We start from the raw sequence: 4446 nt of genomic DNA, 5'->3' as shown, positions 1-4446 counted from the left end.
CCAAACTATAGTAAAGGTCCCGGGGTCTTTCCGTCCTGCTGCGCGTAACGAGCATCTTTACTCGTAGTGCAATTTCGCCGAGTTCGCGGTTGAGACAGCGGAGAAGTCGTTACGCCATTCGTGCAGGTCGGAACTTACCCGACAAGGAATTTCGCTACCTTAGGATGGTTATAGTTACCACCGCCGTTTACTGGGGCTTAAATTCTCAGCTTCACCCCGAAGGGTTAACCGGTCCTCTTAACCTTCCAGCACCGGGCAGGCGTCAGTCCGTATACATCGTCTTGCGACTTCGCACGGACCTGTGTTTTTAGTAAACAGTCGCTTCTCCCTGGTCTCTGCGGCCCTTGCACGCTCCCCCAGCAAGTGGGATCACGCTCCGGGCCCCCCTTCTCCCGAAGTTACGGGGGCATTTTGCCGAGTTCCTTAACCACGATTCTCTCGATCGCCTTAGTATTCTCTACCTGATCACCTGAGTCGGTTTGGGGTACGGGCGGCTAGAACCTCGCGCCGAGGCTTTTCTTGGCAGCTGAGGATCACCAAATCCCCCCATACGGGGGTCCCGTCAGATCTCAGGCACATGAACAGCGGATTTGCCTACTGTTCGCCCTACATCCTTAGACCGAGACAACCATCGCTCGGCTTGGCTACCTTCCTGCGTCACCCCTGTTAATACGCTTACCTAGTGCCGGTTCGGGTCACGCGCTCCCCTGAGTCCTCAGCCCCGAAGGGCCTGTGGACCAGGTTTGGGCGTTTAGCATCACCGGGGTCGGTATGGGCGGTTCTTCGCCGGTAGGAGAATATCAACTCCTTGTCCATCGACTACGCCTGTCGGCCTCGCCTTAGGTCCCGACTTACCCAGGGCGGATTAGCCTGGCCCTGGAACCCTTGATCATTCGGCGGACGGGTTTCTCACCCGTCATTCGCTACTCATGCCTGCATTCTCACTCGTGTAGGCTCCACCGCTGGGTTACCCCGCGACTTCACTGCCCACACGACGCTCCCCTACCCATCCACACGCCTGGATCACGAAGACCTAGCACTTGTGTGAATGCCACAGCTTCGGCGGTATACTTGAGCCCCGCTACATTGTCGGCGCGGAATCACTTGACCAGTGAGCTATTACGCACTCTTTCAAGGGTGGCTGCTTCTAAGCCAACCTCCTGGTTGTCTGTGCAACTCCACATCCTTTCCCACTTAGCATACGCTTTGGGGCCTTAGCTGGTGGTCTGGGCTGTTTCCCTCTCGACTACGGAGCTTATCCCCCGCAGTCTCACTGCCACGCTCTCACTTACCGGCATTCGGAGTTTGGCTGACGTCAGTAACCTTGTAGGGCCCATCGGCCATCCAGTAGCTCTACCTCCGGTAAGAAACACGTGACGCTGCACCTAAATGCATTTCGGGGAGAACCAGCTATCACGAAGTTTGATTGGCCTTTCACCCCTACCCACAGGTCATCCCCCAGGTTTTCAACCCTGGTGGGTTCGGTCCTCCACGCGGTCTTACCCGCGCTTCAACCTGCCCATGGGTAGATCACTTCGCTTCGGGTCTAGACCCAGCGACTATGTTCGCCCTATTAAGACTCGCTTTCGCTACGGCTTCCCCACACGGGTTAACCTCGCCACTGAGCACTAACTCGCAGGCTCATTCTTCAAAAGGCACGCTGTCACCCCTGCTATGGAGGCTCCAACGGATTGTAGGCACACGGTTTCAGGTACTATTTCACTCCCCTCCCGGGGTACTTTTCACCTTTCCCTCACGGTACTTGTCCGCTATCGGTCACTAGGTAGTATTTAGGCTTAGCAAGTGGTCTTGCCGGATTCACACGGGATTTCTCGGGCCCCGTGCTACTTGGGATCCCCTTCGGGAGGCCACGTCATTTCGTCTACGGGGGTCACACCCTCTACGCCGGGCCTTTCAATGCCCTTCGACTATAACGCGGCTTTCTGACTCCCTGAAAGTTCGGCAGAACAATCTGAAAGGTCCCACAACCCCGCCCATGCAACCCCTGCCGGGTATCACACATGAACGGTTTGGCCTCATCCGCTTTCGCTCGCCACTACTCACGGAATATCTCTTCCTGTCGGTACTGAGATGTTTCACTTCCCGACGTTCCCTCCACACACCCTATATATTCAGGTGCGGGTCACTGGACATGACTCCAGCGGGGTTTCCCCATTCGGACATCCTCGGATCACGGTTCGTTTGCCAACTCCCCGAGGCTTATCGCAGGCTACAACGTCCTTCATCGGCTCCTAGTGCCAAGGCATCCACCCTGTGCCCTTAAAAACTTGACAACAATAAATTGCAGAGAACAAAGATAAATCTTTGATCTTACAAAGATGCTCGCGTCCACTGTGCAGTTCTCAAGCTACGGACGATCCCGCCGAACACCAGCGCCTACCCACACCAACGGTGAGCGGTTCAACCAGATCACGACGACCCGTACATGCCACCTCGACCAACCCCCAGCACCCGACCCGAAAGCCGACCACCCGAAGCTGCCCCAGGCCTGAAGTTCACCATCGCCAATGCGACCGTGCCCTCAGGACCCAACAGTGTGCTCACGCCACCACCCCACAAGAACCCAGGTTTCCCACCCGACCCGAAGACCGAACGTACTTCCCAAGCCCCTCAGAGGCACCAGCTAGTCAGTGTTCCACCCATGAGCAACCGTCCCCACCCACATTCGGGGCGTCCGACGGCCACCTGCACCCACCGAGTACAAAGACCGGCAGCTGCAGCATGTAGCTCCTTAGAAAGGAGGTGATCCAGCCGCACCTTCCGGTACGGCTACCTTGTTACGACTTAGTCCCAATCGCCAATCCCACCTTCGACGGCTCCCTCCCAAGGGTTGGGCCACCGGCTTCGGGTGTTACCGACTTTCGTGACTTGACGGGCGGTGTGTACAAGGCCCGGGAACGTATTCACCGCAGCGTTGCTGATCTGCGATTACTAGCGACTCCGACTTCATGGGGTCGAGTTGCAGACCCCAATCCGAACTGAGACCGGCTTTTTGGGATTCGCTCCACCTCGCGGTATCGCAGCCCTTTGTACCGGCCATTGTAGCATGCGTGAAGCCCAAGACATAAGGGGCATGATGATTTGACGTCATCCCCACCTTCCTCCGAGTTGACCCCGGCAGTCTCCTATGAGTCCCCACCATAACGTGCTGGCAACATAGGACGAGGGTTGCGCTCGTTGCGGGACTTAACCCAACATCTCACGACACGAGCTGACGACAACCATGCACCACCTGTACACCAGTCCGAAGACGCGACCATCTCTGGCCGATTCCGGTGTATGTCAAGCCTTGGTAAGGTTCTTCGCGTTGCATCGAATTAATCCGCATGCTCCGCCGCTTGTGCGGGCCCCCGTCAATTCCTTTGAGTTTTAGCCTTGCGGCCGTACTCCCCAGGCGGGGCACTTAATGCGTTAGCTGCGGCACGGAACTCGTGGAATGAGCCCCACACCTAGTGCCCAACGTTTACGGCATGGACTACCAGGGTATCTAATCCTGTTCGCTACCCATGCTTTCGCTCCTCAGCGTCAGTTGCGGCCCAGTGACCTGCCTTCGCCATCGGTGTTCCTCCTGATATCTGCGCATTCCACCGCTACACCAGGAATTCCAGTCACCCCTACCGCACTCTAGTCTGCCCGTACCCGATGCAAGCTCAAGGTTGAGCCTTGAGTTTTCACACCAGACGCGACAAACCGCCTACGAGCTCTTTACGCCCAATAATTCCGGACAACGCTTGCGCCCTACGTATTACCGCGGCTGCTGGCACGTAGTTAGCCGGCGCTTCTTCTGCAGGTACCGTCACTTTCGCTTCTTCCCTACTGAAAGAGGTTTACAACCCGAAGGCCTTCATCCCTCACGCGGCGTCGCTGCATCAGGCTTTCGCCCATTGTGCAATATTCCCCACTGCTGCCTCCCGTAGGAGTCTGGGCCGTGTCTCAGTCCCAGTGTGGCCGGTCGCCCTCTCAGGCCGGCTACCCGTCGACGCCTTGGTGGGCCGTTACCCCGCCAACAAGCTGATAGGCCGCGAGTCCATCCTTGACCGAAAAACTTTCCAACCACCCCGATGCCAGGGCAGTTCATATCCAGTATTAGCCCCGGTTTCCCGGAGTTATCCCAGAGTCAAGGGCAGGTTACTCACGTGTTACTCACCCGTTCGCCACTGATCAGGAGGAGCAAGCTCCTCCATCACCGTTCGACTTGCATGTGTTAAGCACGCCGCCAGCGTTCGTCCTGAGCCAGGATCAAACTCTCCGTAAATGTTTTTCATCAACCAACCCGAAGGCCAGCCAACAACCATACGAAGGCAGACACCCTGCAAAGGGCATCCACTTAATCAAGGCTACAAAATCGAAAACTTGCGTTTTCATATTTCGTACCAAATAAACCCCGCCACAACCAACCCGCACACCATGATGACGCACGGACCA

At 56.7% G+C, this 4446-nt stretch carries 2 rRNA genes; both read right to left on the bottom strand.

The annotated features are described in order from the left end of the window. Positions 1-2294: ribosomal RNA gene (locus tag AC2AXK_RS14515) — 23S ribosomal RNA — on the bottom strand; the annotation flags it as partial. Positions 2295-2756: 462 nt separating this feature from the next. Beyond that, positions 2757-4276: ribosomal RNA gene (locus AC2AXK_RS14510) — 16S ribosomal RNA — on the bottom strand. Between the last annotated feature and the right edge of the window lie 170 nt (positions 4277-4446).

This window comes from Sanguibacter sp. Z6_81, from assembly GCF_057180625.1.
Note: the sequence above shows the minus strand (reverse complement) of the source record. Positions and strands in the feature narration are given on the sequence as shown.